24 protein-coding genes and 1 pseudogene are annotated in these 26,163 nt (G+C 45.9%); 14 read left to right on the top strand and 11 right to left on the bottom strand.

From position 1 onward, the window contains the following. Nucleotides 1-246 precede the first annotated feature (246 nt). The 3 genes from tamA to ACL9RG_RS12325 are packed head-to-tail and all read left to right on the top strand — an operon-like array spanning nt 247 to nt 6,189. Complete coding sequence (tamA, locus tag ACL9RG_RS12335; RefSeq protein ID WP_422792911.1) at nt 247-1,983, top strand: autotransporter assembly complex protein TamA; 1,737 nt, start codon at nt 247-249, stop codon at nt 1,981-1,983. Beyond that, a complete protein-coding gene (gene tamB / locus ACL9RG_RS12330) occupies nt 1,980-5,807 on the top strand; it encodes an autotransporter assembly complex protein TamB (protein WP_422792910.1) in 3,828 nt (1,275 codons plus the stop codon). The genes tamA and tamB overlap by 4 nt, the downstream gene beginning before the upstream one ends. A 31-nt stretch (nt 5,808-5,838) precedes the next feature. After that, the gene (locus tag ACL9RG_RS12325; protein WP_422792909.1) at nt 5,839-6,189 is read left to right on the top strand and encodes a gamma-glutamylcyclotransferase family protein; all 351 of its coding nucleotides are present in this window, start codon (nt 5,839-5,841) and stop codon (nt 6,187-6,189) included. Nucleotides 6,190-6,311: 122 nt separating this feature from the next. Here ACL9RG_RS12325 and ppa read toward each other — a convergent pair whose 3' ends face one another. Continuing rightward, nucleotides 6,312-6,842, bottom strand: a complete 531-nt coding sequence (ppa, locus tag ACL9RG_RS12320; protein ID WP_422792908.1) for an inorganic diphosphatase — start codon at nt 6,840-6,842, stop codon at nt 6,312-6,314. 303 nt (nt 6,843-7,145) lie between these two features. Here ppa and ACL9RG_RS12315 point away from each other — a divergent pair, with 303 nt between their 5' ends. Further along, nucleotides 7,146-8,744, top strand: a complete 1,599-nt coding sequence (locus ACL9RG_RS12315; RefSeq protein WP_422792907.1) for a methyl-accepting chemotaxis protein — start codon at nt 7,146-7,148, stop codon at nt 8,742-8,744. A gap of 94 nt (nt 8,745-8,838) precedes the next feature. Here ACL9RG_RS12315 and fbp read toward each other — a convergent pair whose 3' ends face one another. Then, the gene (gene fbp / locus ACL9RG_RS12310; protein WP_422792906.1) at nt 8,839-9,843 is read right to left on the bottom strand and encodes a class 1 fructose-bisphosphatase; all 1,005 of its coding nucleotides are present in this window, start codon (nt 9,841-9,843) and stop codon (nt 8,839-8,841) included. A 168-nt stretch (nt 9,844-10,011) separates the two neighbouring features. Between fbp and mpl the strand changes: the two genes are divergently transcribed. Next, on the top strand, nt 10,012-11,391 hold the full coding sequence (mpl, locus tag ACL9RG_RS12305; RefSeq protein ID WP_422792905.1) for a UDP-N-acetylmuramate:L-alanyl-gamma-D-glutamyl-meso-diaminopimelate ligase: 1,380 nt from the start codon (nt 10,012-10,014) through the stop codon (nt 11,389-11,391). Nucleotides 11,392-11,597: 206 nt separating this feature from the next. Here the strand turns inward: mpl and ACL9RG_RS12300 are convergent, their stop codons facing one another. From ACL9RG_RS12300 to argR, 3 genes are all read right to left on the bottom strand, one after another. Beyond that, on the bottom strand, nt 11,598-11,861 hold the full coding sequence (locus tag ACL9RG_RS12300; RefSeq protein ID WP_422792904.1) for a DUF1471 domain-containing protein: 264 nt from the start codon (nt 11,859-11,861) through the stop codon (nt 11,598-11,600). A gap of 214 nt (nt 11,862-12,075) precedes the next feature. After that, nucleotides 12,076-12,339 (bottom strand): peroxide/acid stress response protein YhcN, encoded by a 264-nt coding sequence (yhcN, locus tag ACL9RG_RS12295; protein ID WP_422793024.1) that lies wholly within the window; start codon nt 12,337-12,339, stop codon nt 12,076-12,078. Between the two features lie 490 nt (nt 12,340-12,829). Continuing rightward, nucleotides 12,830-13,300: a transcriptional regulator ArgR gene (gene argR, locus ACL9RG_RS12290; RefSeq protein ID WP_422792903.1), complete on the bottom strand. Its 471-nt coding sequence runs from the start codon at nt 13,298-13,300 to the stop codon at nt 12,830-12,832. A gap of 461 nt (nt 13,301-13,761) precedes the next feature. Between argR and mdh the strand changes: the two genes are divergently transcribed. Beyond that, the gene (mdh, locus tag ACL9RG_RS12285) at nt 13,762-14,700 is read left to right on the top strand and encodes a malate dehydrogenase (RefSeq protein WP_422792902.1); all 939 of its coding nucleotides are present in this window, start codon (nt 13,762-13,764) and stop codon (nt 14,698-14,700) included. Between the two features lie 127 nt (nt 14,701-14,827). On the opposite strand, the gene ACL9RG_RS12280 is transcribed toward mdh, so the two are convergent. Then, nucleotides 14,828-15,100 (bottom strand): helix-turn-helix domain-containing protein, encoded by a 273-nt coding sequence (locus tag ACL9RG_RS12280; RefSeq protein WP_422792901.1) that lies wholly within the window; start codon nt 15,098-15,100, stop codon nt 14,828-14,830. Between the two features lie 992 nt (nt 15,101-16,092). On the opposite strand from ACL9RG_RS12280, the gene ACL9RG_RS12275 reads away from it, so the two are divergent. After that, entirely contained in the window at nt 16,093-16,458 is a 366-nt protein-coding gene (locus tag ACL9RG_RS12275) for a DNA-binding protein (protein WP_422792900.1), read from the top strand. A gap of 87 nt (nt 16,459-16,545) precedes the next feature. Here ACL9RG_RS12275 and ispB read toward each other — a convergent pair whose 3' ends face one another. Then, nucleotides 16,546-17,517 carry an octaprenyl diphosphate synthase gene (gene ispB, locus ACL9RG_RS12270; protein WP_422792899.1) on the bottom strand — a complete coding sequence of 324 codons (972 nt, stop codon included), beginning with the start codon at nt 17,515-17,517 and terminating at the stop codon, nt 16,546-16,548. Between the two features lie 263 nt (nt 17,518-17,780). Here ispB and rplU point away from each other — a divergent pair, with 263 nt between their 5' ends. The 5 genes and pseudogenes from rplU (at nt 17,781) to ACL9RG_RS12245 (ending at nt 20,694) form a co-directional block, all read left to right on the top strand. Next, the gene (rplU, locus tag ACL9RG_RS12265; RefSeq protein WP_422792898.1) at nt 17,781-18,092 is read left to right on the top strand and encodes a 50S ribosomal protein L21; all 312 of its coding nucleotides are present in this window, start codon (nt 17,781-17,783) and stop codon (nt 18,090-18,092) included. Nucleotides 18,093-18,110: 18 nt separating this feature from the next. Next, nucleotides 18,111-18,368, top strand: coding sequence for a 50S ribosomal protein L27 (gene rpmA / locus ACL9RG_RS12260; protein WP_422792897.1), 258 nt, complete (start codon nt 18,111-18,113; stop codon nt 18,366-18,368). Between the two features lie 385 nt (nt 18,369-18,753). Beyond that, nucleotides 18,754-18,966, top strand: a pseudogene (locus ACL9RG_RS12255) (EamA family transporter); the annotation flags it as partial. Between the two features lie 18 nt (nt 18,967-18,984). Next, a complete protein-coding gene (cgtA, locus tag ACL9RG_RS12250; protein WP_422792896.1) occupies nt 18,985-20,154 on the top strand; it encodes an Obg family GTPase CgtA in 1,170 nt (389 codons plus the stop codon). Between the two features lie 399 nt (nt 20,155-20,553). Next, a complete protein-coding gene (locus ACL9RG_RS12245) occupies nt 20,554-20,694 on the top strand; it encodes a hypothetical protein (protein ID WP_422792895.1) in 141 nt (46 codons plus the stop codon). A 226-nt stretch (nt 20,695-20,920) separates the two neighbouring features. On the opposite strand, the gene pmrB is transcribed toward ACL9RG_RS12245, so the two are convergent. The 3 genes from pmrB to dacB all read right to left on the bottom strand — a co-directional run bounded on the left by pmrB (nt 20,921) and on the right by dacB (nt 24,133). Continuing rightward, complete coding sequence (pmrB, locus tag ACL9RG_RS12240) at nt 20,921-21,979, bottom strand: two-component system sensor histidine kinase PmrB (protein ID WP_422792894.1); 1,059 nt, start codon at nt 21,977-21,979, stop codon at nt 20,921-20,923. Continuing rightward, nucleotides 21,976-22,638, bottom strand: a complete 663-nt coding sequence (gene pmrA / locus ACL9RG_RS12235) for a two-component system response regulator PmrA (RefSeq protein ID WP_422792893.1) — start codon at nt 22,636-22,638, stop codon at nt 21,976-21,978. Before pmrA ends, pmrB begins: the two co-directional genes overlap by 4 nt. A 61-nt stretch (nt 22,639-22,699) precedes the next feature. Continuing rightward, nucleotides 22,700-24,133, bottom strand: a complete 1,434-nt coding sequence (gene dacB, locus ACL9RG_RS12230; protein ID WP_422793023.1) for a serine-type D-Ala-D-Ala carboxypeptidase — start codon at nt 24,131-24,133, stop codon at nt 22,700-22,702. Between the two features lie 281 nt (nt 24,134-24,414). On the opposite strand from dacB, the gene greA reads away from it, so the two are divergent. Next, the gene (greA, locus tag ACL9RG_RS12225) at nt 24,415-24,891 is read left to right on the top strand and encodes a transcription elongation factor GreA (RefSeq protein ID WP_422792892.1); all 477 of its coding nucleotides are present in this window, start codon (nt 24,415-24,417) and stop codon (nt 24,889-24,891) included. A 126-nt stretch (nt 24,892-25,017) separates the two neighbouring features. On the opposite strand, the gene yhbY is transcribed toward greA, so the two are convergent. Beyond that, nucleotides 25,018-25,314, bottom strand: coding sequence for a ribosome assembly RNA-binding protein YhbY (gene yhbY, locus ACL9RG_RS12220; protein WP_422792891.1), 297 nt, complete (start codon nt 25,312-25,314; stop codon nt 25,018-25,020). Nucleotides 25,315-25,495: 181 nt separating this feature from the next. On the opposite strand from yhbY, the gene rlmE reads away from it, so the two are divergent. After that, nucleotides 25,496-26,125, top strand: coding sequence for a 23S rRNA (uridine(2552)-2'-O)-methyltransferase RlmE (gene rlmE / locus ACL9RG_RS12215; RefSeq protein WP_422792890.1), 630 nt, complete (start codon nt 25,496-25,498; stop codon nt 26,123-26,125). The last annotated feature ends 38 nt before the right edge of the window (nt 26,126-26,163 follow it).

The following is a 26,163-nucleotide window of genomic DNA, read 5'->3' as shown; positions in this document are numbered from 1 at the left end:
GTTTTCAGTGGTTGGCAGTTTTAAGAATTTACCTGTTCTGCCCTCTTCATAAGGCTATGAGTTGTATCTCATCACATCTTTGCACACAATAGGACGTTGAATGCTATAAATAAGTGTGTGCAGTGAAATGCTTACGTTAGATTGTATATGCGTTAGATTGTATAAGGTTGAAAATGCTTCATCGGCATGATCCCCTGCAATAAGCATCTAATTTTTACAGGATAAGTAAACCTAGCAGGAGTGCGTGTGCCACGATACCGCGAGCTTTGTCTTTTATGTATATTGCTTGTTTCCCCTTTTTCTTTTGCTGCCAAAGTACGTTTGCAGTTAGAAGGGTTAGACGGCGAACTGGAAAAGAACGTTCGTGTGCGTCTTTCTTCTATTGGTAACGATGAAGTCTCTTCTGGAGGGCGTTTTCGTGCTCGAGTGAGTGACGCCATTAAACTAGGCCTGCGCCCACTCGGTTATTATCAGCCAACAATTGATTTCGATTTTCGCAATACACCTCCTCCTGGCAGGCCAGTGCTTATCGCTAAAGTGACGGCGGGCACCCCGGTAAAAATTGCCGGTACACAGGTCGTTATCCAAGGCCAGGCCAAAGATGATGAAGACTTTGAACGTCTGAAAAAAACACAAGTGCCAGCGGTGGGAACCATCCTCAATCATGCTACCTATGATAACTTCAAAGGCGCATTGAGTGGATTGGCGTTACGTAAAGGCTATTTCGATGGCGATATGCGTAAAAGCCAGCTCGGCGTAATAGAAGACCAGCATCAGGCATTTTGGGATATCGACTTTGATAGCGGACAGCGTTACCGCTTTGGCAAAGTGCTGTTTGATGGTTCGCAAATCCGTGAGGATTATCTACAAAATATCGTCCCTTTCCATCAAGGCGAGTATTACAGTTCTGCGCAACTGGCTGAACTTAACCGACGCTTGTCCGCCACCGGATGGTTTAACTCCGTTGTTGTATCGCCAGATTTTAAAGATGCGAAAGAGAGCAAGATTCTGCCTTTGGACGCCGTGGTCACCCCGCGTACCAAGAACACGTTAGAAACCGGGATAGGCTATGCGACTGACGTTGGGCCGCGTGTAAAAGCTAATTGGAAGAAGCCTTGGCTTAACGATCGTGGCCAAAGTTTGGAATCTTCCGTCAGCCTGTCGGCACCGGAGCAATCGCTTGATCTCAGTTATAAAATTCCACTGCTTAAAGACCCGCTGGAACAATATTATTTAGTTCAAGGCGGCTTCAAGCGCGAAGACCTCAATGATACTAAATCAGATTCGAGTACCGCCAACGTAGCGCGTTATTGGGATCTTTCCAGCGGCTGGCAACGCTCGGTGAACTTACGTTGGAGCCTCGATCACTTTACGCAAGGTACGGTGACGAATACCACCATGCTTATTTATCCCGGCGTGACCTTTAGCCGCACCCGTTCGCGCGGCGGTCTAATGCCGACCTGGGGCGATACACAGCGTTATTCTCTGGATGTATCAGATACAACCTGGGGGTCAGATATCGATTTTGCGGTGGTACAAGCACAAAACGTTTGGATCCGTATGCTCGGCGAAAAGAACCGATTTGTGGTCCGCGGTAATGTGGGGTGGATTGAGACGAATAATTTCGAAAAAGTCCCGCCGTCACTACGCTTCTTCGCCGGTGGCGACCGCAGTATTCGCGGCTATAAATATAAATCCATCTCGCCACGCGATAGCGATAACAAGCTAACCGGTGCGTCGAAACTGGCAACGGGATCGCTTGAATATCAATACAATGTGACCGGAAAATGGTGGGGAGCAGCCTTTGTGGATTCGGGCGAAGCGGTGAACGACATTGCCAAAACGAATATAAAAACGGGCGCAGGTGTGGGCGTACGTTGGGCCTCACCTATCGGTCCGGTTAAATTGGACATTGCTGCGCCTATTGGCGACCGGGATGAACATGGCGTGCAGTTTTACATCGGTTTGGGCCCAGAATTATGAGTTGGTTTAAAAGAATCAGTCTGGCATTTCTTATCATCGTGCTGCTATTGCTTGGCGGCATTGCGTTTCTGGTTGGTACACAAACTGGCTTACATCTGTTGATTAACAGTGCGCAACGTTGGGTGCCGGGATTAAATATTGCCAGCGTGGACGGTGGATGGCGCAATCTGACGCTTAAAGGCGTGCAATATCAAATGCCGGGTGTGGCAGTAAAAGCGGGCGAGTTCCACCTCTCGCTTGATACTTCATGTTTATGGCACAGCAAAGTCTGTGTCAATGCCGTGCGTCTTCAGGATGTAGATGTCTCAGTTAAAACCAAAGAGATGGCACCTGCTGAGCCGGAAACGGCCCCTGCGAGCAACGAACCACTGAATCTCAGCACGCCTTATCCGATAGAGTTGCGTTTGCTGGCGCTTGATAATGTTAATGTCACTATTGATGATCAGGCGATTTCACTTCATGAATTCCATACCGGTGCGAGCTGGAATAAACGTGCGCTCACGCTGTTACCGACTAAGATCAGCGGGCTGCTGATTGCCTTGCCAAAAACGCCAGAGCATCCGTTACCGCCTGTTGTTCAAGCGGCACAGGAAAAAGTCGCTGAGCAAGTGACCGCCAAAATAACGGATAAAGCCCCACCGGCTCCTCAGCCGAAAGTAGAAGAAAAGCCTCTTGGCGAAACGCTCAAAGAGATCTTTGCCAAGCCTTTGCTGCCGGAATTACCTGACTTCAAGCTGCCATTAGATCTCACTATTGAGAAAATTAGCGGCGATAATTTGCGTTTGACCGGTGATACCGATGTGTTGATCACCAGCTTGTCATTACAAGCTTCAACGCAGGACCAGCAAATTACTTTGCAACAGCTGGCGGTGCGCTCGCCGCAAGGATCGCTGGATGCGCTAGGCAAAGCGACGCTCAATCAAAACTGGCCGGTCGATTTCACCTTAAACAGTGCGTTGAACGTTGCGCCGCTCAAAGGGGAAAAACTTAAACTGACGCTAGGCGGCGGTTTACGCGACAAGCTTAATCTCGCACTTAATCTCTCCGGTCCGGTTCGGGCACAATTGGCTGTTGATACTCAGTTAGCTGAAGCCGGATTGCCTCTCAATCTCAAATTGCAAAGCCAGGCATTGCGATGGCCGCTGACCGGCAAAGCAGACTATCAGGTGAAGAACTTTAGTCTTAATTTCAGCGGCAAAGCGACGGATTATGCGCTTGCATTGCACTCTGAACTGACTGGCGAGCAGTTACCTCCAGCGACATTATCTCTCGATGGTAAAGGGAATATCGAACAGTTCCACCTGACATTACTTCGTCTTGCTGCGCTTCAGGGTAATACCTCTCTTACCGGTGTGGTGGACTGGAGCAAAGCGATTAGCTGGAATACCTTGTTGACGCTTGACGGTATTAATACCGCCAAACAGTGGCCAGAGTGGCCGGCTAAGTTGCAAGGCAAGATAGCCACGCGCGGTAGCTTGTATGGGGGCAGCTGGCAGCTTCAGGTTCCTACTTTGCAGTTGGATGGTAACGTCAAACAGAACAAGGTCCAGGTGCAGGGGAATTTGCGTGGCAATGCCGCGGGACAATGGGATATTCCGCAGCTGCATCTTGAGCTGGGGCGAAATAATATCGATGTTAAAGGGAATCTGAGCGATAAGTGGAATCTCGATGCCAATATTGATGCCCCACATCTTGATGGCGCGCTGCCAGGTTTAGGCGGTGTAGCTAAAGGCAAACTGCAACTGCGTGGCAACCTAAAAGCGCCACAGTTGTTAGTTGATCTTAATGCTGCGGGTTTGAAGTGGCAGGAGATGAGCGTGAGCCGCGTCAGCATCAAGGGTGATGTTAGCGCCAACGAGCAGATTCAGGGCAATGTGGCAGTGCAGGTACAGCAACTCAAGCAAGATACGCTGGAGATTAGCAACCTGACGCTAGATGCCAAAGGGAATGAGAAACAGCACCAACTCAAACTCAATATTGTCGGTCAACCTGTTTCAGGCCATCTGGCACTGACCGGTAGCTTTGATCGCAAGACTGAACAGTGGACGGGGAATCTCAATAATACGTTGTTTGATACCCCTGTTGGGGAGTGGCGTCTGACACGTTCCATTGCTCTGCAATATTTTAATGCCGATCAACATGTGACGATAGGGCCGCATTGCTGGCAGAACCCGAACGCTGATATTTGCGTGCCGACCACCATTAATGCCGGTACCAGCGGGCAGGCGAGCTTGCAACTGAACCGTTTTGATTTAGCGATGCTCAAACCTCTGTTAACCGATGAAACACAGCTACAAGGTGTTTTCAGCGGTAAAGCCAATGTCAGTTGGAAAGCACAAGGCGGCTTGCCGCAAGCCAGCCTGACGCTTGATGGCAAGGGGGTGAAAGTTCAGCAGGCGGTGCAGGGCAATATGCTGCCGATAGCGCTAGATACACTAAGCCTTACGGCGGCATTGAATAATGGGCGTGCCGATCTGGGATGGTTAATCAAGATTGCCAATAATGGGCAGTTAGACGGAAAAATCCAGATTGCCGACCCGATGGGGAAACGTAATCTCAGCGGCAATATCAATATCGCCAGAGTGTCGCTGGCATTGCTACAACCTGCGTTGGCCGATGGGGAAAAAGTGTCTGGGCAACTCAATGCCAATCTACGGGTTGGTGGCAATGCCAAACAGCCACAAGTATTTGGGCGTCTGGCACTTTCAAATCTGGGTGTCGACGCAGAATTTATGCCCTTTGATATCAGTAATGCGAATCTGAATATCAATTTCAATGGCATGTCGTCGATGCTCGACGGTGTGATTCAGACAACGCACGGGCAACTGGCGCTTAATGGCAACGCCGACTGGAGCAACATTAACGCCTGGCGTGCGCAGATTGCCGCGAAAGGCGATAAAGTCCGTATCTCTATTCCGCCGATGGTGCGCCTTGATGTTTCACCTGATCTGGTGTTTGAAGCCACTCCTCAGGCCTTCTCATTAGACGGTAAAGTCGATATTCCTTGGGCACGTATTACGGTGCAGGAATTACCTGAAAGCGCCGTTGGTGTTTCTTCAGATGAAGTGATGCTTAACGACCAGCATCAACCTATTGCACCGGCATCGACATCTATCCCAATCAACACCAATCTGGTGGTTAATATCGGTAAGGATGTGCGTTTGGATGCATTTGGCTTGAAAGCGCGCTTAGAAGGCGCATTGAAGGTCGCGCAAGATAAGCGCGGCTTGGGGCTGAATGGACAAATTAATATTCCTTCCGGGCGTTTCCACGCTTATGGTCAGGATTTGATTGTCAGAAAAGGGCAGTTGTTATTCTCAGGGCCTGCCGATCAACCGCTGCTTAATCTTGAGGCAATACGTAACCCTGATTCTACTGAAAATAATGTTGTTGCAGGTGTCAGAGTAACTGGAGAAGCGGATGCGCCGAAGTTGGAAATCTTCTCTGACCCAACAATGTCGCAGCAAGAGGCGTTATCTTACTTGCTGCGCGGACAAGGATTGAATAACTCTGGTGCCGATAGCAGCGCCATGACCTCAATGCTGGTGGGGATAGGGGTTGCACAAAGTGGTAAACTTGTGGGTAAAATCGGCGAAGCATTCGGTGTCAGCAATCTGGCGCTGGATACTCAAGGTGTCGGCGATAGTTCTCAAGTGGTAGTGAGTGGCTATGTTCTTCCAGGACTCCAAGTCAAATATGGCGTAGGAATATTTGACTCACTAGCTACATTGACATTACGTTATCGTTTGATGCCTAAATTGTATCTGGAAGCGGTATCAGGTATCGATCAGGCTCTGGACTTGCTTTATCAGTTTGAGTTTTAACCCACATGAATTTCACTATACGAATATAAACATGCGAATAATTGTTTATGGCAGTTTACGACGCAAGCAAGGTAACAGCCACTGGATGACACACGCTCAGTGGCTGGGTGACCATGAGCTGGAAGGCTACGAGCTTTATAACTTGGGGCATTATCCGGCGGTTATTCCTGGGGACGGCAAGGTCTACTGCGAAGTTTACCGCATAAACTCATCCATTATGGCTGAGTTGGATGAGTTAAAAAGTAATACCAAAGACTACAAAAGAGAGTTGATCTCCACGCCTTATGGCAGTGCCTGGATCTATCTCTATATTCGCTCATTGGATGGTGTTGAGCGGATTGAGGGAGGAGACTGGGTAAAGCGTAATGAGAATGCTCAGTAAGAAAATACGCTAAGTGGCAGGAAAGCTGCAGCGAAGATCTACCAGGGTCGATTTATAAAAAAACACCGCCAATAAGGCGGTGTTTTTTTACGTGGATCACTTTAGTCGGGCATCAACAAGGCTTACTTGTTTTTTGCGCGCTCGAAAGAGTCAACGATCTCTTTTTTAGCTGCTGCTGCGTCTTCCCAGCCTTCAACTTTAACCCACTTACCTTTTTCCAGCGCTTTGTATTGCTCGAAGAAGTGAGTGATTTGTCCACGCAACAATTCTGGCAGGTCGTTCACATCTTTAATGTGATCGTACTCTTTGCTCAGTTTGGTGTGAGGAACAGCGATAACTTTCGCATCTTCACCTGATTCGTCGGTCATTTTCAGTACGCCAACTGGACGGCAACGAATGACTGAGCCTGGTTGCAGTGGGTATGGAGTTGGTACCAACACATCAACCGGATCCCCATCCAAAGACAGAGTGTGGTTCACATAACCGTAGTTACATGGGTAGAACATGGTGGTTGACATGAAACGGTCAACGAACAGTGCGCCCGTATCTTTATCAACTTCATATTTGATCGGATCGGCGTTAGCTGGGATCTCAATCACAACATAGATATCTTCTGGCAAATCTTTGCCAGCCGGTACATTCAGTAAGCTCATCGTTATTTCCCTTTAGTCTTCTAGGAATGGAGTGCCGCACATTATAGCCAACTCCGTCACGAATTCCTGCCTTTTCCATCTTTGAACGATAGCAAAATTCTTTGGAATGATCGGCTGGGATACTCAGTTATGATTAGTCGTTATCCTTATAAACTGCTGCGATTTTCACCATTATCGCGGAATCCCCTGTAATGGCCGTTCATCTCAAGAATGAAAGGGCTATGCCGATAATATCTAACGCTTAAAAATAATAAAAAGCGGCCTTTTCTTTCCTAGATTGACTAAATAGCCGGATAACAGAGTATGTTAAAAAAGATGAGTGTGAAGGCGGGATTGATCGCCTTGTTAGTGGTAATGATATTAATTCAGTTACTTGTCAGCGTGATTGGGGGTCAGGCGATTAGCAACGGAGCGGCATCGTTGCAGAAGATTAATCGTATGCAGAATCAGGAGTTAGGTTCGCTTTCCGATAGCTATATTTTCTCGCTGCGTGCCCGCACCGCTAGCGCCGTCGCGGTTCATGAGTTAGAAATCGGTATGTTAGATGACTCGACGAAAACCTGCGATCGCATTCAAAACTACCTGCAAAAATCCAGTCAGGAATTGGCTATCTTTCTTGCTATTGATGATGGTAATGATGAAGGAAGAGCATTAACCAAAGCCGTTGCGGAAACTTATCAAGCTTATAGAAAAGAAGCGTTAGAGCCTGCTGTCGCGGCTATCAAAGCGCAAAGTACCGATATTTATTACGATATCTTAGAAAAGAAAATGGACCGCTACAGCAACGCCTACGACAAGGCGTTAGAGCAATTCCGCCAGTATGCTGAAAAGAGAGCGCAGCTCAGTACTGATGCCGCTGATAGCGCTTCCCGCTTGCAATTGACCATTATTATCATCTCTTTCGTTGCTTCACTGATTATCACTATCTTGTCATGGTTTGCATTACGCAAAATTATCATTAGCCCGTTAGATGAGTCCATTTCTCAGCTTGAGTTTATTGCTGAAGGTGATTTGACTCACCAGATTGATGATTCCGGTAATAATGAGATGGGACGTCTGGCGAAAGCACTGAATAAAATGCAAAACGCGCTATCGCTTTCGATGGTACAAGTCCGTGAAGCGGGCAATCAAATTGACGTAGGTGCGCGGGAATTATCGGCCGGTAATGCTAATTTGGCTCAGAGGACTGACGAATCTGCCGCTTCACTGGAAGAAACTGCCGCGAGTATGGAGCAGTTAACTTCTACGGTGAAAATGAACGCCATGAACTCCGAACAAGCCAGTCAGTTAGCGAAAAATGTTTCTACTATTGCCGATAAAGGCAGTGAGGTAGTCAATCAGGTCATGAACAAGATGCAGGCGATTACTGAAAGTTCTTCGCGCATTGGTGACATTATTTCGGTGATTGATGGTATCGCCTTCCAAACTAATATCTTGGCGCTTAACGCCGCCGTTGAAGCAGCGCGGGCAGGGGAGCAAGGCCGAGGTTTTGCCGTTGTCGCCGGAGAGGTTCGTAACCTCGCACAGCGTAGTGCGCAATCAGCGAAAGAAATTAAAGAGCTGATTGTTGATTCTGACAACCGCATCGTAGAAGGCGAAGCGATGGTCAAATCAGCGGCGGAAACCATGGGGGAGATCGCTCGTGAAGTACGACGAGTCACCAGCTTGATGAGTGAAATCACTATTGCGACGACCGAACAGACACACGGTATTGAGCAAGTTAATGTCGCCATTACTCAGATGGACCAAGTGGCGCAACAGAATGCAGCGTTGGTCGAGCAGGGCGCAGCGGCTATGCGTTCGTTGGAAGAGCAAGCACAGCGGCTAGCGCAGACCGTTGCGGTATTTAAACTGGATCATCAAGGATTTTCGCAACCCCAGGAATTACTGCGTTTAAATTGATGCGCTAAAGTGAAAAAAGGCAGCCAGTGGCTGCCTTATTATTAAGCTAATCGTTATCACGTCAGTCAGCTTTGCGAGGCTAACGTCTTAGATTTTACTCGTCTGGGAATTCGCGGATAAAACGCTCTGCATCTTCAACCATTGAGCTATTGCCCACGAAGAACGGTGCACGTTCGTGCAGTTTCTGCGGAATAATATCTAGAATACGATTTTTACCATCGCTGGCTTTACCGCCTGCTTGTTCGGCCAGGAATGCCATTGGATTACATTCATACAGTAGACGCAGCTTACCTTGAGGATGGCTGGCGGTACTTGGGTAAATGTAAATCCCGCCTTTAAGCAGGTTACGGTGGAAATCGGCTACCAGAGAGCCAATGTAGCGAGAAGTGTAAGGACGTTGCGTCGCCGCATCCTGCTCCTGGCAATATTTGATGTATTTTTTCACGCCAACTGGGAACTTGATGTAGTTACCTTCGTTGATTGAATACATATTGCCTTTAGCCGGGAATTTAACTTTCTCATGGGAGAGGCAGAAGACCCCGAGAGAAGGATCGTAGGTAAACGCATGAACGCCTGCACCGGTGGTATAAACCAACATAGTAGAGGAGCCATAAACGACATAACCTGCTGCAACCTGACGATGCCCCGGTTGTAGGAAGTCAGCTTCCGTTACCGGCTGGCCGATAGGGGTAGTACGGCTGTAAATAGAGAAGATGGTACCAACTGACACGTTAACGTCGATGTTGGAAGAGCCATCTAGCGGGTCCATCAGAATGACATATTTGGCATTTTCTGCACGATCGCCGTCGAAAATAACAATTTCATCTTCTTCTTCAGACGCAATACCTGCGATCTGACCACGAGCTTTCATCGCTGCTTTCAATTTTTCATTGGCATACAGATCGAGCTTCATCTGCACTTCGCCTTGAATATTTTCAGCGCCACTTGCCCCGAGAATATCAACCAGACCTGCTTTGTTGATATCGCGGTGAATAATTTTGGCACCGAGTTTTATTGCGGAGAGTAATGCAGTCAGTTCGCCGGTAGCGTGTGGGAAATCTTGTTGTTTTTCAACGATGAATTCGCCTAGCGTTTTCATGACACTGTCCCTGGTTCGTAGGATGGGTAACGGGTTTGTTAGAAATCTATTACAGGAGCTTTTTCAGTTTATCCCAAATATATGGGTGGTTGATAGGCAAATCCATTTCTTCTGAGGGATTCTCAGCGTTAGAATAGCGGCTGACTTAAAGGCACTAATGGAAAATTTATGCGCATTCATATTCTTGGGATTTGCGGCACGTTTATGGGCGGCCTGGCTATGCTGGCTCGTTCGCAGGGACATCAGGTTACCGGTTCGGACGACAACGTTTATCCTCCGATGAGTACGCAGCTGGAAAGCCAAGGCATTGAGCTGATTAAAGGATACGATCCTATTCAGTTGGAGCCTCAACCTGATCTGGTGATCATCGGTAATGCGATGACGCGGGGAAATCCTTGTGTTGAAGCGGTACTGGAAAAAGGTATTCCTTATGTTTCTGGTCCGCAGTGGTTACATGACCATGTATTACCTGGACGTTGGGTCATTGCGGTGGCAGGGACTCACGGTAAGACAACCACGGCTGGTATGGTGACTTGGATCCTCGAATCCTGTGGCTACGAACCGGGTTATGTCATCGGTGGAGTTCCCGGTAATTTTGAGGTTTCAGCGCGTCTGGGCAATAGCCCATTCATGGTGATTGAAGCAGACGAATACGATTGTGCATTTTTTGATAAGCGCTCTAAATTTGTCCATTACAGCCCGCGCACGCTGGTACTGAATAACCTCGAGTTCGACCATGCCGATATCTTCGATGATCTGAAAGCTATCCAAAAACAGTTCCACCATTTGGTTCGTCTGGTACCGGGACAAGGGAAAATTATCCTCCCTGAGAACGATACGCCGCTCAAGCAAGTAATGGCGATGGGCTGCTGGAGCGAGCAGGAGTTCACCGGCGACGGTTGCACATGGGATGCAAAAAAGGTCTCGACCGATGCCAGCACCTTCAGCGTTTTGCTGGATGGTGAAGTCGTCGGAGAAGTGAACTGGTTGCTGGTCGGTGAGCACAATATGCATAATGCATTGATGGCCATTGCCGCTGCTCGCCACGTTGGCGTCAAACCTGAAGATGCCTGTAGAGCGCTGAAGAGTTTTATTAACGCTCGTCGTCGCTTGGAGCTTCGTGGCGAAGCTTTCGGTGTTAGCGTCTATGATGACTTTGCTCACCATCCAACGGCAATTCTGGCTACGCTTGCGGCCTTACGTAGCAAAGTTGGCGGGACAGCGAAGATCATCGCCGTACTTGAGCCGCGCTCTAATACTATGAAAATGGGATTGAGCAAAAATGAACTTGCTCCTTCACTGGGTCGGGCCGACGAGGTATTCCTTTTACAGCCGCAACATATTCCATGGCAAGTTGCCGAAGTGGCTGAACACTGCGTACAACCCGCTCATTGGAGTGCAGATGTTGACACGCTGGTGGAGATGATTGTTAAGACTGTTCAGCCTGGCGACCATATTCTGGTCATGAGCAACGGCGGTTTTGGCGGGATACATAATAAATTATTAGCTGCGTTAGACGTGAAGTCTCGTTTGGTCGAGCAGAAATAATCTGTCTTTTCCCTTTATTGCTTGTACTTTCAGGGCATGGATTCATTCCATGTCCTGAAATGCGGCAACAAAAAAAGCTCCCGTGAGTTTCACGAGAGCTAAAAGTGTCGCCAGACAGCACGACGAGGGTGATCTAACAGCGTTGCATGTTTACTTTGCGTCAGCAGGGGAAGTAAACATAGGGTGAACTGATCTTGTACGGAAAATCAGTTAAATAATTCTGCAGTAACGTGATAGCTACCGTCATTATGTGCTTCGATGATATGGAAAGATTTTGCGCCGGCACTGTCTGCTTTGTCTGAAAGCTGACGATTAATGTCGCTCGGCACACCATCAATACCACTTACGCTGATGGTACCTATTGACTGCATGTCAGCAGCCTGTTCTGCGCTAACCATTGTCGCGGCAGAGGCACCGAAAGACAGTGCAGCAAGAATACTGGCAGTGACAAGTGTTGAGATAGTTTTCATAATATATTCCTGATTTTTTCATTGGCGCAATTTTTTGCAGCCGTTGATATTGGGATTCATCAGGTCTGTCTTAACAACAACGCAAAGCATTTTTGCGTGTCGAAATTTGAGTTGCTACAGCGATAAATCCGTCTTTTAGCGAAGTCATCATGTTTGATTTCGCCTTACTTCCGTTGCCTACTTTATTGCCAAACGATGGCCAGCCTTTTCAGGCTTATTGGTAAATTTCAGCCGTTGCGTGGTAATTCCCTTCCTGGCGAACTTCAATCACACGAAACGTTTTAGCACCTTGTGCGTCTGCTTTATCTGAAAGAGCCTGACGAATATCAGAAGGGGTGCCGTTAATACCGCTTACATTGATTACCCCAATCGGCTGAAGATTTTGAGCCTGATTTTGGTTGATTGGTTGTGCTGAAAAAGCACTAAAAGAAAGCACGGAAAGAATGCTTAATGCGGAAATTGTAGTTTTAATGTTCATCATTGCCTCGTCATCTATTTTATTATCTGTCGATACATCATGTGACTTGCATCACGGAAATGAGTATACATCTACTAATCATGATTATTAATAGTTTGCTAATAGTTTTTTGCGGTTTTAAATTTGAGAAATTGAATTTTTTATAATCTTAAAGAATAAAAATCGATTATTATTTGTTCTTTTATGCGGTAAGTTTTAATTAATCAATGGATTAGAGTTTTTTTGCGAAAAGTGCGATATGTTGCAGGCTGTCATGCTATTGACATCAAAAATGTGAGCGATTTGTAATCGTGGTGGAGCGCAGGGGGAATTTTTACCTGTTTAGTAGGATTGTCAGAATCTCTAAAAACATTATTTATGGTAAATAAATAAAAGATGAGCGGATTTACGAATAAATCCAAGCAGGAACACTCATATCTTGCCGCATTCGCGGCAGGGATAGTGGTGATTGTTTTAGGTCGAAAGTAGACAGGTGAAGCAAGCGTCGATATTACAGCTCTTGTTCAAACAGACCCAAAATAGCTTCATACAACTGTTTGACACTAAAGCCACGTGCAGGTGTACTGAAAATAGTGTCATCACCAGCGATACTACCTAGAATCCCCTCGGATTTACCTAATGAGTCAAGCAGTCGTGCGATCAGCTGTGCGGCTCCTGGACTGGTACGAATAACGACGACCGATTCGTTATAATCAATATCCAAGACCAGATTTTTCAGCGGGCTAGTTGTTGTCGGTACACCAATTTCAGCTGGTAAGCAGTACACCATTTCCATTTTAGCGTTGCGCGTGCGTACTGCACCAAATTTAGTGAGCATACGAGAGACTTTTGATTGATTGATGTTTTCAAAGCCTTCATCTTGCAATGCAATAACAATCTCACCTTGAGAACTAAATTTCTCTTCTTTTAACAGCGCTTTAAACGCTTTAATTAGATCTTCCTGTTTAGCAGGATTGCGCATTTTACACCCGTAGGATCATGACATTATTAGTATGATTATGCATATTAATGAATTTTTATGCAATAACCATTAACGCATAAAATGCATCATGCCATGATAATCTTAGTACTATCAAAGATATCATGATGCTAACAAAGTAATAAATATGTCAAATCAATGCATCTCGGTAGCACTGCGTGGTAAATGCTGTGTTATGAAAATGATATTGTCCAAATACCAACAACAGGTCTAGTGTTATTAATGGTTAATCCCTACGCTGCATGTATTCACTGAAGATTAATCTTTATTAATCGACTGATGTTAATAGAAAAAACCAAGGTTATTCTGCCATATAGCGTTAATTACTGCGTGGCCTCCCAATCTATCGATCTGGTAATTGTGTTTGTGCTTATTGTTGATTAATGTCATGTGGCAAAAGAAGTTGTGAAGAATTTAACTTACTGATAATAAAGGAGTATAGGATGAAAGTTGCCGTTCTAGGTGCAGCCGGTGGTATCGGCCAAGCCCTCGCCCTTCTACTCAAGACCCAATTACCTTCTGGTTCTGAACTCTCTCTGTACGATATCGCACCTGTCACCCCTGGTGTTGCTGTCGATCTGAGCCACATCCCTACGGCCGTAAAAATTAAAGGCTTTAGTGGCGAAGATGCTAAACCTGCTCTGGTCGGTGCTGATATCGTGCTGATTTCTGCAGGAGTGGCACGTAAACCTGGTATGGATCGCTCCGATCTTTTTAATGTTAACGCAGGTATTGTACGTAATCTGGTACAACAAATTGCAGAAACCAGCCCAAAAGCTTTGATCGGCATTATTACTAACCCGGTAAATACGACGGTGGCTATAGCTGCTGAAGTACTTAAAAAGGCCGGTGTCTATGATAAGAACAAACTCTTTGGTGTCACTACCCTTGATGCAATTCGCTCTAATACTTTTGTGGCCGAACTGAAAGGTAAGCATCCTGAACAATTGGATATTCCTGTCGTTGGTGGCCATTCAGGGGTGACGATTCTTCCTCTGTTGTCTCAGGTTCCTGGTGTGAAATTTACGGAGTCAGAGGCTGCTGAATTAACCAAACGTATTCAGAATGCAGGTACTGAAGTTGTAGAAGCCAAAGCGGGCGGCGGGTCAGCTACATTATCGATGGGCCAGGCTGCAGCGCGTTTTGGCCTGTCGCTGGTTCGTGCATTGCAAGGCGAAAGTAATGTTGTTGAGTGCGCTTATGTAGAAGGAAAAGGTGAATACACACGTTTCTTCGCACAGCCGGTTTTACTGGGTAAAAATGGCATCGCAGAGCTGAAAGATATCGGCCCTTTAAGCGCTTTTGAGCAGAAATCTCTGGACGATATGCTAGAGGTATTGCGTAAAGACATTCAACTAGGCGAACAGTTTATTAATAACTGATGCGTATATTCGCTATTTGAATGATGTCAGATAACCTGTTGCGAATGTATTAACGCTTATTTGGTATCAGCAATCGATGTAATGTAAACCGCCAGCAATGCCTGGCGGTTTTTTTATAGTAAAGTCCCTATGACTTTTTTTCAGATGCACTTCGCATTTGGCGATTAATTAATGTATGTGTTTTGGGATCAAAGTAGCGACTTGGCCAAATGATTGATGGATGGATCCCTAATGCATTAGCAATAAGCCATTCCCCTTTAGGCCAGGGGCGAGATAGGGCATTAGCTAATGTCGAAGAGCTCAACCCTGCTGCTCTAGAAACTGCTGCAAGTGTCGTACCTTGTTTACGCAGTGCCGCAATAATATCTGCATGATGCCAGTCCTGTTTCCTGTTCGTCATTTTTACTTCCTTTTAGATTATCGACAAAGCTTACGCATGAGTTTTTTGTATTGGATGTTCTTTTCTAGTGATTTAAAAGTATATGAACAAATTTCTGAACATTTTTCAAATATGTTTATTTAAAAATACAAAGATATTTAATATGGAATGTTTTTTGTTTTATTAAAAGAGGGAGTTGTAAGAGCGGGCGTCTTTCAATTTTATGTAATATATGGTTATTATTTTTAACGACTTTTATAAATGGTTTGATTAAGCAAAGTGAGTTAACTTATCGAGTAAGTTGCCTTGGTATCACTCTGTTGTGTAAAAGCATTCCAACTTGTTCTTTCAATAAGAAATCTTTAATGTATTGTTTTTTAAGGTTGTTTTTGTTTCTCTCTGCAATGTTTTAATCATATCCCTCTTGTTGTTTTTTATCTCATTTTTGTTATTGGTAAGTTAGTGTTTTTTAAAATTAAATGGAGTGTATTATTGATTTTAACCTTTAGTTGTTTTTTTGACGGGTTTTATTTTTTTGCACTCATGATTTTATTTTAGCGTTTTCATATTTTAGTCATCAAAGTAAATCATTTCTTAATGGTTTCCAAAAAATGCGCTAATGCTGCGATCGGATTTATGCGTGTAAGTGCCAACACCTATGTGAAGTAGCGCTATATATAATAAAAGAAGAATATTTATTATTTGGATTGGATAGGCAATATTGTCTTTTATTATATTATTATTGATTTTTATCCGCGGGATATTAATGGGCTAACGTTGAAAACCATCGTTTACACTACTGCTGATATGATTTTTTGTTTAGTAATTGGAAGGGTAGTCATAAAAATGCAATGACTTATCCTGTTGTGACCTATCATTTGGTGATATAAGTTAACCGTAGATTTTACGCTATCAATTAAAAGGATTGGTTGGGGTTTAGCAATAAACATCCATCCTCAAGGACTTATAACTTTATTTCCTTAATGTCTCAGGACAAATCAGAGAAGAATGTTATGAAGCAAGAGTGGTTTGCAGCAAAGGAATTAATTGGTGTAGCGGGTTTGCCTGGCTCGACTCAAGGCATTCATGGAATGGCTCGGCGTCAGGAATGGATTAAACGTCGTCGGCGCGGTGTTCAGGGGCGTGCTGTTGAATATCATGTCGATAGTTTACCGATAAAAACGGTATCTACATTACTTATGCAGGAACAATCTGCAGAATACGTTTATTCGTCACATCAAGATCCGTTAGCAATTTGGGTTGAAAGCTATAAACAGTTTAGCGAGGACGAGCGCAAGTCGATCGTTTCTTTCATCGTTAGAGAGGGAGTGAAAGAGATGATGAAGCGTTTGGCCTTGAATCAGGAAACGACGGACTAATATCCTTGATGTCATAAACTCACTCTCATTGCGTACCTGAGCGCGGTAGCGCAATGAGAGTGTTGGCAACAAGTATCACTAAGACAATTAGAAGTCTCGTTTTACTGCAATATGTGCAAGCGTTTCGAGCGCAATACGGTGCGGTGATTCTGGCAAGATCTGCAGGGCCGCAATAGCTTTATCTGCTTCTTCTTCTGCCCGGGTTCGGGTGTATTCAAGCGAACCCCATTGATGCATCGCGGCAAGTACCGGTTCGAGCAGATGTCTGCCATTACCTTGTTCAATTGCCTGACGAATCATTGCCGATTGTTCAGGATCCCCATGTTTCATTGCGTGTAACAACGGTAACGTCGGTTTGCCTTCATTGAGGTCATCGCCGGTATTTTTACCCAGCGTTTCGCCGTCAGCATCATAATCAAGCAAATCGTCTATTAACTGGAATGCGGTACCCAAATAGCGGCCATAATCTTGTAATGCGACGATTTGTTGCTCATTACCGCCGGCTAGCATCGCTGATGACTGCGCAGCGGCTTCGAAGAGACGAGCTGTTTTACTGTAGATAACCTGCATGTAAATTTCTTCAGTAATATCAGGATCGTTACAGTTCATAAGTTGTAAAACTTCACCTTCGGCGATGACGTTTACCGCTTTAGCCATTAATGCCAGTACCGGCATTGATTCTAAATCGGTCATCATCTGGAAGGCGCGCGTGTAGATAAAATCACCTACTAGTACGCTGGCCGCGTTACCAAATGCAGCATTGGCTGTTGCTTTGCCTCGACGCATATCGGATTCATCTACAACATCGTCATGTAACAATGTTGCGGTATGAATAAACTCAATAAGTGCGGCCACCGTAACATGTTTATTGCCACTGTAATCGAGTGCTTTGGCTGCCAAAACGGCAATCATGGGGCGGATTCTTTTACCGCCGCCGCTGATGATATAGTGTCCAAGTTGATTGATGAGCGCGACATCAGAATTCAACTGTTCAAGGATGGTTGCGTTGACTGCAGCCATATCTTTCTCGGTAAGATCGATAATCTGTTCTAGGTTCATTGTGATTTTTCGGCTGTTTTTCTCTTTACCGCGATGAGTTGTTACTCACTTTGGCACATTATTCAACTGAACTGTATAAGGGATTGTACTTGAAAAACGCTGTAGATAAATGACAACCAGTGTACTGCGCTTTTTTTCTTCTTTTGTGGTGAAAGTGCTCTTGTCTTATGCTGATTTTTTGCGTAGAATTCGCGCCCTATTGTGAATATTTATAGCGCCCTCTGGACTATACAAAGTTGAGTGCGCGGAAAGCGGAGTTTTATATGTACGCGGTTTTCCAAAGTGGTGGTAAACAACACCGAGTAAGCGAAGGTCAGACCGTTCGCTTGGAAAAGCTGGACATCGCAACTGGTGAAACCATTGCGTTTGACCAAGTTCTGATGATTGCTAACGGTGAAGAGATCCAAATCGGTCTGCCTTTAGTTGAAGGCGGTGTGGTCAAAGCTGAAGTTGTAGCTCACGGTCGTGGCGAGAAAGTTAAAATCGTTAAGTTTCGTCGTCGTAAGCACTACCGTAAGCAACAAGGTCACCGTCAGTGGTTCACTGACGTCAAAATCACCGGCATCAGCGCTTAAGTTTAGGAGAGCGGATTCATGGCACATAAAAAGGCTGGCGGTTCGACCCGAAACGGTCGTGACTCAGAAGCAAAACGTCTGGGCGTAAAACGCTTTGGCGGCGAAGCAGTTCTGGCAGGCAGCATCATCGTTCGTCAACGTGGTACTAAATTCCACGCTGGCATCAACGTAGGTTGTGGTCGCGACCACACTCTGTTTGCTTTGGCTGACGGTAAAGTTAAGTTTGAAGTTAAAGGCCCGAACAACCGTAAATTTATCAGCATCGAAGCTGAATAAGTTTTTCGAGTCTAAGAACCACTGACGAAATGCTTTGCAGATGATGAGTGGTTCTACAAAATAGATGTAAGCCCTGCAACTCGTTGCGGGGCTTTTTACATTCTAGTCAGTCCATAAAATAGCAACTATATGGATAGCAAATCTCTGGCTCCAATAGAGATACTGCCGGTGTAATCACAGCAACTAACGGTTGTTCATTACTGATTGCATCGATGTCGCTTTTGTCTGAGTAATGATTGCATGATGCAAAATACGCTACTGCGGTTGGCTATATTCACCGTGGCGCTTATTTTTGCTGTACACTTTGCATACTACTCATCGTTATCTCTGGTAGTTTCAGAAATACTTTGGCATTTCAGCGGCTGACAACAGAGCTCAGCATTTTATCTCGCTGACAGCATTGTCTACCCTGCTATTTACGGATTAATTGGCGCTCGTTTGGCCAGATACTTTAGCCGCACCGATAGTCAATTTTATCGGTCATTCAGGCCTATTTGTGGTGGTAGCGGGAGCAATGTTTTCCGCAATTGGCCATCGTTGGTGGCCGCGGCGGACAGAACAAGACTTGGTGGCTCAATTGCAGCAACCCGGTGAATGATTGACGGAGAGAGTTCAAATGAAGTTTGTAGATGAAGCCACAATTCTAGTCGTGGCCGGTGACGGCGGTAACGGATGCGTTAGCTTCCGCCGTGAAAAGTATATTCCCCGTGGTGGCCCTGATGGCGGCGACGGTGGCGACGGCGGCGATGTGTATCTGGTGGCGGATGAGAATCTCAATACGTTAATTGATTACCGGTTTGTAAAATCTTTCCGTGCTGAGCGCGGTGAGAATGGTCAAAGCCGTGACTGTACCGGTAAACGTGGCAAAGATATCACGATTAAAGTTCCGGTAGGTACGCGCGTACTAGACCAAGGTACTGGCGAAGTCTTAGGTGATATGACTCGCAATGGCCAGGTGCAAATGGTTGCCAAAGGTGGTTTCCACGGCTTAGGCAATACCCGTTTTAAATCGTCGGTAAACCGTTCCCCACGCCAAAAAACTATGGGGACAAAAGGCGAACTACGCGACTTGTCACTGGAGCTAATGCTGCTGGCTGACGTAGGTATGCTGGGCTTGCCAAATGCCGGTAAATCGACATTTATCCGTTCAGTTTCTGCTGCAAAACCTAAAGTTGCTGACTATCCATTTACTACGCTGGTGCCAAGCTTAGGCGTTGTACGTATGGATAACGAACAGAGCTTCGTGGTGGCGGATATCCCTGGTTTGATTGAAGGGGCTTCTGAAGGCGCTGGCTTAGGTATTCGCTTCTTGAAGCACCTTGAGCGTTGTCGTGTATTACTGCACCTTATTGATATTGCACCAATCGATGAATCCGATCCGATTGAGAATGCTAAAGTTATCATTAATGAATTGCAGCAATACAACGAAAAACTGGCATCCAAACCGCGTTGGTTAGTCTTCAACAAAGTTGATTTGATTGATAAAGAAGAAGCAGAAGCACGGGCAAAAACTATCGCTGACGCGTTAGGTTGGGAAGGTAACTACTACCTGATCTCTGCCGCTAACCGTGAAGGCGTGAATGCACTGTGCTGGGATGTCATGAGCTTTATCAACGCTAATCCTAAAACAATGGCAATCGAAGAAGCAGCGCCTGAAAAAGTCGAGTTCATGTGGGATGATTACCACAAAGAGCAACTGGCTGAGATCGAAGCTGAAGATGACGATTGGGATGACGACTGGGACGAAGACGACGACGAAGGCGTCGAAATCATCTATGAGCGTTAAAATTTAGTATTGAGGGCCGCATTTGATGCGGCCCTCAATGTTAGTAGAGAAACTGGGAAGGTTTGAAGGTTGTGGAAGCAATAACCGTGCTTGCGCGGTTATCAACACCAGAATAGTGAGTTTTTCGGTTTCCGAAGTGAAGTGTTCAATACAGGCCCGCAGCCTAAACCGAGTAAAGGGTGGTGGCGCCACCCTTTACAATCCCGCGCCTTTTCATGGTGTTATATCGGATTCCAATTAGGCTATGTTTCAGATATCACTGTTATAGGCGCAAATTTCATGGCTTCGCCATGCCTTCCTTCGGGTTCGAGCCAGCTTTGCCGTCTCTCCACCACTCGTCAGTGAAATTTTGAGTGCGCCACCAGGCTGTTAAAGTCAAAAGTTAAGCTGCCTTTGCCTTTGAACTTGACCTTAAAAGCCGCCAAGCGCACTCAAAATGCCACCGGTGGAGTGGTGAAAGACAATAGAATTATCGTTGGCTTGAACCCGGAGGCGGGGAGCCTGGAAGGCTGGCATTTGCGCTATCACGGAAGCTTCTGAAACATGGCTTCCACTGGATACCGAGCTGGAAGTAGGAAAAAGCGCGGGATCGCGAAGGGGGACGCGTTCCCCCTTGGCTCGGTTCGGGCTGCAAGGTTGCATTAAATACCGTATTTAAAGAACCGAAACTTACTCTATTCCCGTTTTAGAACCCGACATATACTCTGTCAAGCTTGAGCAAGCTTGAAAAACTTTCAATAAGCCTCACCGGCGAGGTAGAAAAAACTTAACTTCCCCTTACTGGAAGTAAACACTGAGCACTAAGGCCAGGCGCTTTATCCCGGTTACGCAGTATCAACTCCCCACCATGTAAGTGAATAATCCTCACCACGATATTTAATCCCAGCCCGCTGCCACCAAAACGCTCGTCACCACGTTTAAATGCTTGGGTTAGCTCGCTGGCTTTTTGCTCATCGATACCTGGACCTCGATCACTGACTTCTATTAATAATCGTTCGTTTTGGGTATGGAGTTTGATCTCAATATCGCTGTTTTCCGGGCTGTAGCGATAGGCGTTTTCGACTAAGTTGCGCACCATCAGACGTAGTAGAACGGCATCTCCTTCAACAATGATTGATTCTTTTTCATCGATATGTAGACGCTGATGGCGATGGGACAACATCTCCTGCAGTTCGTCTCTGAGCGGCGCTAATACGTTATGGGTGATATCGACTTGCTCATAAAGCCCTTTGGCAAAATTTTGCCCTGCACGAGCTAACATCAGCAATTGCTCAATAGTATGCATAAGTTGATCGATGCGTTTGATCAACATCGTACTGCCTTCTACCCCTTTTTGCTCCATCAGTTCCAGATGCAGTCTGACGCCGGCCAGCGGCGTGCGTAGCTCATGAGCCGCATCGGCAGTAAATAATCTCTCTTGGGCAATAGTGGTTGATAAGCGGCTGAATAACTGGTTTAGCGCGTTGGTTACCGCAACCACTTCTTTGATCTCAGTATTTAATGGTAAAGGGGAAAGGTTGTCTGCGGAGCGCGTCTCCAAACGCTGTTGCAACTGATTCAACGGGCGGATAATCCAGCTTATTGCCCAGAACGAGAGTAATAATGTTGCGGCAAGCATCGTAAGGGAAGGGGCTATCAGCGAGGTGATAGCTTCGGTTATTTCTCTTTCCAGATGAGCATCACGAGCTTTGGCTGATAAGGTGTCATCGACTAGCAGGTTGATCTGCTCTTGGCTTTCATGCAATAGCCAGAAGGCGCTGGTCAACTGGGTCGCAACCAAGATGAGAGCTAGCATCAGCAAGAGTCGGCGGCGCATACTGGTCATCGTATTTTGTTCAATCGGTAGCCAATGCCTCGAACCGTGTGGATCAGATCTTTGCCTAATTTTCGACGTAAATTATGAATATGTACTTCAAGCGTATTGGAACCTAGATCATCTTGCCACGTGTAGAGATCTTGCTGCAAAAGTTCGCGATTTACCGTTTGGCCGGCACGCATCATTAATCTGGAGAGCAGAGAGAACTCTTTTGGCGTAATTTCGACTAATTGCTGGCGCTGGTAAACCTGCTGGCTTGAGAGATTAAGCGTAATATCTCCGACTTCGAGAAGATTGTCGCTATACCCCTGATAGCGGCGGATTAACGCTCTTACTCGGGCCTGAAGTTCCACTAAGGCGAAAGGCTTTATCAGATAGTCATCGGCTCCAGCATCTAAACCATCAACGCGATCTTCAAGTGCATCTCGGGCGGTGAGAATCAGTACCGGTAGAGACATATTTTGCCGGCGCCACTGGCGTAATAACGTGGCACCGTCTTTATCTGGCAGGCCGAGATCGAGAATAATCAGGCTGTATTGGCCTGCTTGCAGGAGTGCGCAAGCTTCAGCTGCTGTGGATGTACAATCACAGGCGTAATTATCACTGGTTAGTGCCTGCGCCAATCCTTGACGTAAAAGCTCATCGTCTTCAACAATTAATAGCTTCATGAATTAATTGTTTTATAAATAAATAGTTTCATGGCGCAGGCTTTATATCGCTCGGTAAAAGTTAGTTGTTTTGATAGATATCCTTATAGAGACGGCTTTCAAAACGGACTAATGGTGCACGACGTGTGCGCTGATCCTCTGGTGGTACTGCATAGCCAGACAGATATTGAATAAAGGCCAAACGCTGGCCACTTGCGGTGGTGATGAAACCGGCCAGATTATAAACACCAGCCAGTGATCCTGTTTTGGCCGATACTTTCCCATCAACGCCAGCCTCGTGTAGACCACCGCGATATTGCAGAGTTCCATCATGGCCTGCCAACGGCAGCATTGAGATGAAATCGAGTTCTTTATCATTCTGGGCGATATATTGCAGTACTTGCATCATTGTCGCAGGAGAAATCAAATCATGGCGTGATAAACCAGAGCCATCGACTTGGATCGTATTACCAAGATCAATCCCCGCTTTTTGGCGCAGAATTTGTCTTACTGCATCAGAGCCCGCACGCCAGGTTCCTGGTACACCAAGGCGCTGGTGCCCAATAGTACGAAATACCGTATCAGCAATCATGTTGTCAGATTTTTTCAACATTTGGCGCAGTAAATCGTGTAGCGGTACTGATTGCGTTTGTGCCAGTACTGTTCCAACAGGTGTTGGTCGTGTTTGGCGTTTCAGGGTACCGTCGATCTGGATATCTGCTTGTTGTAACTCTGCTTTTATGATTTCGCCAGCATAAGCCGCGCCATCCTGGATAGCAAAAGCCAGCGGTAAAGGTTCACTGCGTTGCGTTAAACAACCCGTCAGTGTGTAGCGGTTAAACTCACCAGGCACAACATCCAGCTCGCAATACTGCGCATCTGGGGAGCCTTTTGCTAAGGTGCGTACTTCGCTGAACATATGTACTGGATAATAGGAAGCGACGCGGATAAAGGCGTTCTCATCAGGCTTAGTTGCACTGTACAGGGACACAGAGAAACAGTTCCGATCGACAATGGCCGCTGCTGGCGGCGCGCTGAAACACTGAGTGATATCATTCCATGGCCAGCCCGGTGCTTTATCGTGGCTGGCGAAGACTGACGTATCAATCAGTACATCACCACTTATCTCTTTTATGCCCTGTTTCTTTAAAGCTGCCACCATATTACGGATATTTTGCCGCTTGAAAGACGGGTCGCCGTCAAAACGGGCCACCAAGTTGCCTTTCAATACGCCGTCCGAAATAGTGCCATTCGTTTCAAAGGTAGTATTAAAGCGAAAATCTGGCCCTAACTGTAATAAAGCCGCTAATGCCGTTAGCAGTTTCATCGTACTGGCAGGTAGCGCCATCTGCTGCCCGTGGTAATCAATGATAGGCGTTGTTGCACCAATTTTCTGCACTAGCACGGACAGATTGGTGCCATCAGGCAGGTACTGTGTATAAGATTCTACCGGGGCTGCGTTTGCATTTAGAACAAAGGCGCAAGCTAATCCACTGACAATTCGTAAAAAACGCATTATTTTGCTAAAGGCCCTGGGTAACGGCTGAATAAAGTGCTTCATACTACGATGCCTCGAAGGAGGGTGCAACGTGGGTGAAAGTAAACGATGATCCTAATGGAACTCTACGTTAAAATACGTTTCAAAATGAAAAACCAATCCTGACTTGGAGCGAGTCTCCGGGTTAGGTTTTTTTTGTTTATCGTCAGAGAAAGTCGCTCAAACCAACGGGATGGACTTGTGCCTGATTCAATCAGGACGATGTTTACCGAAAGGACAAAGCTAGAGGTAGTGAATATATGAAACCGATTCCGATGACATTGCGTGGCGCTGAAAGATTACGTGAAGAGCTTGATCACCTGAAAAGCGTTCGTCGCCCGAAAATTATTGCTGATATCGCTACTGCACGAGAGCATGGCGATTTAAAAGAGAACGCCGAATATCACGCTGCCCGCGAACAGCAGGGTTTTTGTGAAGGGCGTATCCAGGAAATCGAAGCTAAGCTATCAAATGCTCAGGTTATCGATATCCAGAAGATGCCTCAGACCGGGCGAGTTATCTTTGGTGCGACCGTAACGGTAATGAATTTGGATACTGAAGAGCAGCAAACTTATCGCATTGTTGGCGATGATGAAGCTGATTTTAAGCAAAATCTGATTTCTGTAAACTCACCGATAGCGCGTGGATTGATCGGTAAAGAGCAGGATGATGTGGTTGTTATTCGTACGCCAGGTGGCGATGTTGAGTACGAAGTGTTGAAGGTTGAATATCTTTAATATTCTTTACATTGGCCCACAACCCCAAATTTAAGCAATAAAAAAGGCCGCTGGCGGCCTTTTTTTATCAACTTGTTGAGTGTATGTAGATGAGAAGCAAAGCGCTTTTCGTTAAACTCAATACACTTAACGAGGTAAGATAATTTTGCGGTCTTCGGTCGAAGGGCGATAAAGTACCAGCATATTGCCGATCACTTGCACATTGTTCGCCTTGGTTTCACGAATAATTGCTTCTACAATCAAGGTCTTGGTTTCACGCTCTTCAGCAGCGATTTTCACTTTGATGAGCTCATGATGTTGCAGTGCCTGTTCGATTTCAGCAAGCACACCCTCGGTAAGGCCGTTATTACCCAGCATAACAACCGGTTTTAATGGATGTGCCAAGCCTTTCAGGTACTGTTTTTGTTTATTGTTAAGATTCATCGTCTTTTTTGCTTAAGTTGGGATTGAAAACGGGACATTCTACCGCCATCTCTCCTTTATCACCAACTCGGACTGTATCGAAAAGGTGTCAAGACTGACTTAACCATAGACGTAATGGAGCTAAGAGCTTGTTATGCAGGCCCTAACTCAGGTTAGTTGCAATTAATATGGTTAATAAATAATGTCTAATAAAAAGCGTTCTGCAAGTTCCAGTCGTTGGTTGCAGGAACACTTTAGCGATAAATATGTGTTACAAGCACAGAAAAAAGGGCTGCGTTCGCGTGCCTGGTTTAAACTGGATGAGATCCAGCAAGCTGATAAGCTGTTCAAACCAGGAATGACGATTGTAGATTTAGGTGCAGCGCCAGGCGGGTGGTCGCAATATGTGGCAACTCAAATTGGTTCTAAAGGGCGTATAATCGCGTTGGATCTTTTACCTATGGATCCAATCGTTGGAGTCGACTTCCTCCAAGGCGATTTTCGTGATGAATTAGTTCTCAAAGCTTTGTTGGACAGAGTGGGAGAAAATAAAGTTCAGGTGGTCATGTCCGATATGGCCCCGAATATGAGTGGTACTCCGGCCGTCGATATTCCAAAATCGATGTATCTAGTAGAGTTAGCGCTGGATATGTGCCGAGATGTACTGGCACCAGGCGGAAGTTTCCTGGTGAAGGTGTTCCAGGGAGATGGCTTTGATGAATACCTACGGGAAATTCGCTCCCTGTTTACGAAGGTGAAGATTCGTAAGCCAGACGCTTCCCGAGCACGTTCGCGAGAAGTGTACATCGTAGCGACAGGGCTGAAACTGTAATACCCTAACGCTGTTTGTTAACACAGTTGTAATATGAG

Origin of the sequence: Rouxiella sp. Mn2063, from assembly GCF_049319665.1 — a bacterium.
Taxonomy (GTDB): Bacteria; Pseudomonadota; Gammaproteobacteria; order Enterobacterales; family Enterobacteriaceae; genus JBMOUD01.
The sequence above is the reverse complement of the archived record's forward strand: the minus strand, read 5'-3'. Positions and strand labels throughout refer to the sequence as shown.

Coding starts and splice junctions, on each gene's coding strand:
- tamB (WP_422792910.1), top strand. CDS start 1,980: ATGAGTTGGTTTAAAAGAATCAGTCTGGCATTTCTTATCATCGTGCTG.
- ACL9RG_RS12325 (WP_422792909.1), top strand. CDS start 5,839: ATGCGAATAATTGTTTATGGCAGTTTACGACGCAAGCAAGGTAACAGC.
- ppa (WP_422792908.1), bottom strand. CDS start 6,842: ATGAGCTTACTGAATGTACCGGCTGGCAAAGATTTGCCAGAAGATATC.
- ACL9RG_RS12315 (WP_422792907.1), top strand. CDS start 7,146: ATGTTAAAAAAGATGAGTGTGAAGGCGGGATTGATCGCCTTGTTAGTG.
- fbp (WP_422792906.1), bottom strand. CDS start 9,843: ATGAAAACGCTAGGCGAATTCATCGTTGAAAAACAACAAGATTTCCCA.
- mpl (WP_422792905.1), top strand. CDS start 10,012: ATGCGCATTCATATTCTTGGGATTTGCGGCACGTTTATGGGCGGCCTG.
- ACL9RG_RS12300 (WP_422792904.1), bottom strand. CDS start 11,861: ATGAAAACTATCTCAACACTTGTCACTGCCAGTATTCTTGCTGCACTG.
- yhcN (WP_422793024.1), bottom strand. CDS start 12,339: ATGAACATTAAAACTACAATTTCCGCATTAAGCATTCTTTCCGTGCTT.
- argR (WP_422792903.1), bottom strand. CDS start 13,300: ATGCGCAATCCTGCTAAACAGGAAGATCTAATTAAAGCGTTTAAAGCG.
- mdh (WP_422792902.1), top strand. CDS start 13,762: ATGAAAGTTGCCGTTCTAGGTGCAGCCGGTGGTATCGGCCAAGCCCTC.
- ACL9RG_RS12280 (WP_422792901.1), bottom strand. CDS start 15,100: ATGACGAACAGGAAACAGGACTGGCATCATGCAGATATTATTGCGGCA.
- ACL9RG_RS12275 (WP_422792900.1), top strand. CDS start 16,093: ATGAAGCAAGAGTGGTTTGCAGCAAAGGAATTAATTGGTGTAGCGGGT.
- ispB (WP_422792899.1), bottom strand. CDS start 17,517: ATGAACCTAGAACAGATTATCGATCTTACCGAGAAAGATATGGCTGCA.
- rplU (WP_422792898.1), top strand. CDS start 17,781: ATGTACGCGGTTTTCCAAAGTGGTGGTAAACAACACCGAGTAAGCGAA.
- rpmA (WP_422792897.1), top strand. CDS start 18,111: ATGGCACATAAAAAGGCTGGCGGTTCGACCCGAAACGGTCGTGACTCA.
- cgtA (WP_422792896.1), top strand. CDS start 18,985: ATGAAGTTTGTAGATGAAGCCACAATTCTAGTCGTGGCCGGTGACGGC.
- pmrB (WP_422792894.1), bottom strand. CDS start 21,979: ATGACCAGTATGCGCCGCCGACTCTTGCTGATGCTAGCTCTCATCTTG.
- pmrA (WP_422792893.1), bottom strand. CDS start 22,638: ATGAAGCTATTAATTGTTGAAGACGATGAGCTTTTACGTCAAGGATTG.
- dacB (WP_422793023.1), bottom strand. CDS start 24,133: ATGCGTTTTTTACGAATTGTCAGTGGATTAGCTTGCGCCTTTGTTCTA.
- greA (WP_422792892.1), top strand. CDS start 24,415: ATGAAACCGATTCCGATGACATTGCGTGGCGCTGAAAGATTACGTGAA.
- yhbY (WP_422792891.1), bottom strand. CDS start 25,314: ATGAATCTTAACAATAAACAAAAACAGTACCTGAAAGGCTTGGCACAT.
- rlmE (WP_422792890.1), top strand. CDS start 25,496: ATGTCTAATAAAAAGCGTTCTGCAAGTTCCAGTCGTTGGTTGCAGGAA.